The following is a 6,321-nucleotide window of genomic DNA, read 5'->3' on the forward strand; positions in this document are numbered from 1 at the left end:
ACAACTACAGCAGCACGTCGGCAAGCGAGCGCTTGGGTACGTGGTGCACCTGCGCCTCGTCGCGCCAATAATTGATGGAGCCGTCGGGGTTGGAATCGATCGCATCGATCACCTGCGTCTCGGCCGGAACGCCAAAAGCCATGATCAGCTTGAGCTCATACTTGTCGTTATCGAGTCCCATGGCATCGATCGCGTGGGGCGTAAAGGCCTTGAACATGCAGGCTGCCACCTCGGGCGTGGCGCTGCGGGCGGCGAGCATCATCGTCTGCGCGGCAATGCCGGTGTCGACCTCGGTGATGGGCGCGGCGGGCTTACCCGGAACAGCGCGCTCGGCAAGAATCGCGATGTAGCCGGTCGGACGCTCGCCCTCGGCAGGACCCGGCCAATCCTTAAGCGCGCCGGCCCATGCAAGCTCATCAAATACACGCGCGCAATCCTCGGCACCGCTCACCACATGAAAACGCAGACGCTGAGCATTGGCACCGCAGGGAGCCAGGTGCGCCAGTTCCGCCAGCTCGAGCAAAAACTCGCGCGGCACGCGCGTAGACTCGTCAAAACGGCGGCACGTACGGGCACGACGGACCAGCGCATCAAACGCTTCCAGACCGAGCTTTTCGCAACCTTGCTTTGCCATCGATTCGACACTCGACGGTGCCTCGGGAACTGCTTCGTTCATAGGGACCCCCAATACAAGCCAATTGTCCTTAGGAAAATCTAACCTAAAACGTAGGCAATAACGAACAGGGCTGCAATGTTCTACACCTGTTGAATAGAAAATCGCGACGTGGGGAACAACGGAAACAATTCGGGAAGATGAGGCTCCCATTCGCCCTTCCCGCCCCACGCGACGGCGCCCTTGGGCGATACTGGTTGCAAGAGCTACGGCTTACGCCGCACGGAAAGGAGACATCATGGGCATCTTTAAGAACGATGACAAGCAATCGAGCGCGTTTGGATTTGACGAGAAAAGCATGGCAGGCAAGGCCGTCAAGGCCGTGCGCTGGATTTACGCCATCACGGGCGTCTTGGCGCTCGTCGCCGGCATCGCACTGCTGTTTGCGCCCGCCAAATCCCTCGTCTTCCTGACGACCGTCTTGGGCATCTACTTTGTGATCACGGCCGCGATCAGGCTGTTTACCGCTGTTTTCGAGCCGCTGCTGCCCACCGGCTGGCGCGTTACGAGCATCATCTCCAACCTGCTCATCATTCTGGGCGGCGTCATAATCCTGCGCAACCAGGCCTTCTCGACCGCGACGCTCACCACGCTCGTGGTGGTCGTCGCCGGCTTTGGCTGGATCGTCGAGGGCGTCATGTCGATTCTGGAATCCGAGCTTTCCGCCAACCGCGCCCTCGCCATCCTGAGCGGCGCGCTCTCCATCATCGCGGGCATGTTCGTGTTTATCTATCCGCTGTGGTCGGCCAAGATGCTCGTCATCTTTAGCGGTGCCGCGCTGCTGGTGTTTGGCGTGACGCTCATTGTTCGCGCCATTCAGTTTGGCAAACTGGTGCGCTAGATGCCAAAGACGCTCTTTATTGATGCCGACGCCTGCCCGGTCACGCGCGAGTCGATTGACTGCGCGCGGCGGGCGGGCGTCGCCGTTGTTATCGCCGGCAACAGCACGCAAAACCCGGAACGGCACATTCGCCGCGACGACCCGCGCGATGCCGAGCACGCGCGACGCGGCTTTTGGGTCACGACGCTCGACGTGAGCGTGGGCGCCGACAGCGCCGACTTTGCCATTGTCGAACGCCTGCAGGCGGGCGACGTGGTCGTGACGCAGGACATTGGCTTGGCGAGCATGGTGCTCGGGCGCGATGCCGCCGCTATCGGTGTGCGCGGGCGCGTCTACGAAAAAGCAACCATCGACATGCAGCTGTTTATTCGCCACGAGGAAAAGAAGGTACGCCGCGCCGGCGGACGCACTCGCGGTCCGGCAGCATTTACCAGCGAAGACCGCGCCCGCTTTAAACGCAACCTCACCGAGTTGCTGCACTAACCAAGGTAGATTTTTGAGACATGCCTAAAAATCTACCTTTTTGTTTTATCGCGCACTCAACGCCCAGGTCATGACGGTGGATTGTAAGGCATGTCCCAAAAACTACTTAGAGACCAAAGGCGGAGAGAACGAGTCCCCAACCGGCGCCGATAACGTACATCATGACCAGAAACAGGGCGTTTTCGCGGGCACTGCGATTGGTGCGGAACAGCACCAGGTAGCCCACGCCAGCGGAAATGAGCGTGCCGGCGAGCATCGGCGCCAGCTGCAGCGCACCTTCGAGGTACAACTGCGTAATAACGACGCTGGCAGAGCAGTTGGGGATCAGACCGACAAGCGCCGAGCCCAGGACGGCGAGCGTCTCATTGCCGCGCAGGAACTGCTCGATTGCCGACTCGCCAAAGGTCTCGAGGACGGCGACCAGAATCAGCGTCACCAGGAAAATAAAAACCGAGACCTGCACAGTGTGCGAAATCGCGCTGCGGATAATCGACAGGATGGGCGCGCCTTCGTGGGAGTGGGAGCGGCCGTGGCCATGATGGTGTTCATGCTCGCCCTCATGACCGTGATCGTGGCCGTGCCCGTGTTCGTGTTCGTCCTCGTCTTCATCACAACCGCAATGGTCGCGCTCGCACAGCTCGTGGATGTGATCGGCGCTCACGCCCGCCTCGGCCACCTCATCAATGATGTCGCCACCGCTGTGGTCATCGTGCGCGCAGTTCACGTGTGCCGGATTGACCGCGGTCCCCAGCACGGTACGACGAATCGCCGTATGCGCGCGGGCATTACGACGAAGGCCGCGGATAGCTGCATCCACGATAAAGCCCGTGACTAGAGCGATCAGCGCCTTCGATGCGAGCAGCATCGCCATAGTCTGCACGGGAACCTGCTCGGCAAGTAGCAGCGGCAGCATCTCGTCGGAGGTCGAAAGGAACACCGCCACCAACGTGCCCAAGGTCACGACACGGCCGGCGTACAGCGTTGCTGCCATGGCCGAAAATCCGCACTGCGGCACCATGCCCAGCAGCGAGCCAACCACGGGACCCGCAGCGCCGGCGCGCTTGATAGCGCCGTTGACGCGGTCGCCCGCAACGTGCTCAAGTGTCTCAAGAGCAAGATACGTCACCAACAAAAACGGCACCAGCGACAGCGTGTCCTTGCCGGCGTCGAGCAGAATATCAATCAGTAAATCCATGACGGATGGAACCTTTCGTGTCTTTCGGCAGCATTGTAAAAGTCCTAGCGGTCAACTAGGGTATTGTAGTTGTCCCGGGCGCGGTGCCAATAGTTGCCCATGGTAAACTATCATCTCGCCACAACTCAGTAACCCCGAGCCGCGCGACGCGGCCCGTCCAAGGAGCAGCCTATGAACGTTTCGCAAGCACTTGAATACGAGCGCCAGCCGTTTATTCCCATGTTTATCTATGGCGACCACGGTGCCATGGAGTCCGAACGCCAGAAGGGCGAAGAGGCCCTCAAGGTGCTCGAGACCGAGTATTTTACTGCCGAGGACGACCCCGGCTTCGACTTTGCCACCGTGCGCGACCTGGCCGACCGCAACCGCGACCTTTGCGACCAGATTGGGGAGGCACGCCTGCGCAATGTGACGCCCGCGACGCTCTCGCGCGGCCTGTCCGACGCCGACACCTGCGCCGCCATCGGCAAAATGCAAAAGCGCACCGCCGCGTCCGTTATGCGCGAGATCCGCGGTGACCGCGACGCGCTCGGCGTGGCCTACGCCCGCAAGCCCATCCAGGGCACCGTGCTCGGTGTCGACATCGAGACCACCGGCCGTGCACCCGAACGCGGTTATATCATCAACGTCGGCTGGGAGATCATGGAACTCACCAGCGACGCCATCCCGCACGACGCCGAGGCGCACTACTGTGGCCTGCCCGACATCTACCGCGGCGAGGATGTACCGCTGTCGAATATCCACCACATCACCTGGAACGACATCGACGGCAAAAAGCCGTTCCGCGAGAACAAGGAACTGCAGAAGCAGCTGCTCAAGCTCATGAAGAAGTACCCGTACATGGCACACAACGCCGCGTTTGAGGACAGCTGGTTCAAGATCCACCTGGACGGCTACGCCGAGGCACGCCGCGCGGGTAAGATCATCGTCATCGACTCGCGCCAGATCTGCCGCAGCCTGGACGCCGACGTGCGCTCGCTCCCCCGCGAGTCCGCCCCCGCCGCGCTCGAGAACTGGGCACGCCGTCGCGGCACCCTCGCGCCCGACGCCAACGAGCAGCATCTGGGTCTGGACGACACCGACCTCATGCTCCGCACGGTACAGGCCGAGTTCAACCTCAAGAACCTATTCGCGAAATAACCGATCCATCTGCGGGAGCGCCTGCCAGGCACAGCGCAATCCGTCTGGGCACACCGGCACGCAGTAAACTAGGGCGCAGCCTTATGGCTGCACCCTAGTTTTCATCAAAACGAGCAAATACGCGTGCTTCACATAGTCGGCAGGTTGGCCCACCTACATTTTTCGAGTTGTTCGGCCAGCTGAACCACTAGTCAAGGCCCCTTGAACCGCAATCGAGCGCTATAGTCGCCCCAATTTCGCAACCAAGCCCTATAAATCTATCTGAATCAATTCGAATAGGACGTTGCGATCGCACCATTCGTATAGGATAAGGCCGAATAACTCAAATTATGTTGGTGAGGCATCTGAGCGGTCGGCAAAAACGCTTAGAAGCTACGAATCCGCAACTAAAGTTCACCAAAATGGGGCAGCCGACAGAAACCTCCCCAGCCGAAGCTGCCCCCCTCAATACGACAGCTCAAAAACCCACCGTTCGCAGAAGATAAGCCGCGCCCCAATACCGTTGCCCGAAGTTTCGAGCGTATATGGCGTCCGCTATGCCATCATGCGCGTATGGGAATCGTTCTGTCACATACCACGGCACGCGCTGTATACCAAACAGTCAACTCGCTCGCAAGCCACGCGACCGATCCCATATCTATGGAAAAGATCAAGGTGTCTGCGCCGACCACGTCCAACCTGGAAGCGGCGCGAGCATGGCTCAACAGAAAGAATGTCGATTCTGAAAGCATCCATGTGCTGACGTTTTCCAATAATGCCAAAAGGCACCGCAAGGGCTGCATCTGCCACTGCACGCGCTATACGTTTGATGCAGAAAGCTACCTAGAACTCGAGCCGAACGTCTACATCGTCGATATCAAGCTGTGCGCGTTAGAAGCAGCAGCCGACCTCAACCTTTCGGAGCTCGTTGAGTATTACTTTGAAATCTGCGGCTCCTACGCGCTTGGAACGTCCGACGAAACTCAATATCGCGAGCGCCCAGCCCTAACCAGCGTTGAAGAGCTCAGAGCCTTCTTTTCAGAGGCATCGGGGTATCGTGGATCTAATAAAGCACTTAAGGCACTTTCTTATGTACGCGAAGGCTGTCGCTCCCCACTCGAAACGGCGTTTGTCATGATGCTGACAATGCCCAAGTCAATGGGTGGCTTAGCCATACGCGCTATCAAAACGGACTATCCGATCCCAGTCCCCAAAAGATACGCCGCCCTAACGCGACGGACGGTTTTCTACCTCGACGCGCTGCTCGAAAATTCGATGACCGATATCGAATACAACGGCTTTTACCACGACGAGCCCGAACAGCAATCAATTGACGAGGAACGCCGAAACACGCTGCGAAACATGGGATATGCCGTTATCACAGTTAGTCGTCATTCGTTTTTCAAGCAGTCCGCTTTTAGGCGGGTCATGGAAGCGATTCGCATTCGCGAGAAGATATGGCCCGGTCGACTCCCGGATAACTTCGCCATCCTGCAAGAAACTCTTCGTCAATTTGTCTTGCGGCGCTACTTCGAATACGGTCGCCGCGTCCTGGAGACACTCAAAGAAGAAGAGGCCGCCAAGCGCGAAATTGCAAGCCAATATCCGCAAGCTGATGATCCGAGCATCAACGATGTGCCAGAACCCGACGACATGCAACACATCGGGGCCCTTGCTGAGGAAATCAATGGGCCTTGGGAATGCGACATGTTCGCAAAAATCGATGAAAACCGCACGGAAGACGACACGATTATTGATCTAATTGAGAATTCGCTCTTCTAAAGGCGATCTCTGCGGATGTCCACGGTGGCGCGCGCAGACGTGGTGTAAGAGCGTCCCGAGGTCCGTCGCTGCAAGTCCCGATGTTACTCCTTCTTGAGACCGCGCCTCTCGACTATCTCGTCCACTATCTCCCTGGCGCGCCGCCCGAGCGCGCGGCGCCTCCCCTCTGTCGGGGCCGGCCTGTCCGCGGGCTCGTGTTAGCGCTACTGTAAAAACAACCATTTTGAC

The 6,321-nt window shown here is 58.9% G+C and carries 6 protein-coding genes; 4 read left to right on the forward strand and 2 right to left on the reverse strand.

Annotation, left to right across the window (positions count from 1 at the left end; all coding sequences use genetic code 11):
* Window positions 1-4 precede the first annotated feature (4 nt).
* Window positions 5-676, reverse strand: coding sequence for a nitroreductase family protein (locus DXD16_RS07770; RefSeq protein ID WP_158606181.1), 672 nt, complete (start codon window positions 674-676; stop codon window positions 5-7).
* Window positions 677-911: 235 nt separating this feature from the next.
* Between DXD16_RS07770 and DXD16_RS07775 the strand changes: the two genes are divergently transcribed.
* Window positions 912-1,514, forward strand: a complete 603-nt coding sequence (locus tag DXD16_RS07775; RefSeq protein WP_117583774.1) for an HdeD family acid-resistance protein — start codon at window positions 912-914, stop codon at window positions 1,512-1,514.
* Window positions 1,515-1,997, forward strand: a complete 483-nt coding sequence (locus DXD16_RS07780) for a DUF188 domain-containing protein (protein ID WP_117655706.1) — start codon at window positions 1,515-1,517, stop codon at window positions 1,995-1,997. It begins immediately after the preceding gene.
* Between the two features lie 106 nt (window positions 1,998-2,103).
* On the opposite strand, the gene DXD16_RS07785 is transcribed toward DXD16_RS07780, so the two are convergent.
* Window positions 2,104-3,192: a putative manganese transporter gene (locus tag DXD16_RS07785; protein WP_117655707.1), complete on the reverse strand. Its 1,089-nt coding sequence runs from the start codon at window positions 3,190-3,192 to the stop codon at window positions 2,104-2,106.
* A gap of 171 nt (window positions 3,193-3,363) precedes the next feature.
* Here DXD16_RS07785 and DXD16_RS07790 point away from each other — a divergent pair, with 171 nt between their 5' ends.
* Entirely contained in the window at window positions 3,364-4,332 is a 969-nt protein-coding gene (locus DXD16_RS07790; protein WP_117655708.1) for a 3'-5' exonuclease, read from the forward strand.
* Between the two features lie 639 nt (window positions 4,333-4,971).
* Complete coding sequence (locus DXD16_RS07795) at window positions 4,972-6,093, forward strand: hypothetical protein (RefSeq protein ID WP_147326472.1); 1,122 nt, start codon at window positions 4,972-4,974, stop codon at window positions 6,091-6,093.
* Window positions 6,094-6,321: the final 228 nt, after the last annotated feature.

Source organism: Collinsella sp. TF11-5AC (assembly GCF_003436775.1).
Taxonomy (GTDB): Bacteria; Actinomycetota; Coriobacteriia; order Coriobacteriales; family Coriobacteriaceae; genus Collinsella.

Excerpts from the sequence above, each read along its gene's own strand:
- DXD16_RS07770 (WP_158606181.1), bottom strand. The coding sequence starts at position 676 with ATGAACGAAGCAGTTCCCGAGGCACCGTCGAGTGTCGAATCGATGGCA.
- DXD16_RS07775 (WP_117583774.1), top strand. The coding sequence starts at position 912 with ATGGGCATCTTTAAGAACGATGACAAGCAATCGAGCGCGTTTGGATTT.
- DXD16_RS07780 (WP_117655706.1), top strand. The coding sequence starts at position 1,515 with ATGCCAAAGACGCTCTTTATTGATGCCGACGCCTGCCCGGTCACGCGC.
- DXD16_RS07785 (WP_117655707.1), bottom strand. The coding sequence starts at position 3,192 with ATGGATTTACTGATTGATATTCTGCTCGACGCCGGCAAGGACACGCTG.
- DXD16_RS07790 (WP_117655708.1), top strand. The coding sequence starts at position 3,364 with ATGAACGTTTCGCAAGCACTTGAATACGAGCGCCAGCCGTTTATTCCC.
- DXD16_RS07795 (WP_147326472.1), top strand. The coding sequence starts at position 4,972 with ATGGAAAAGATCAAGGTGTCTGCGCCGACCACGTCCAACCTGGAAGCG.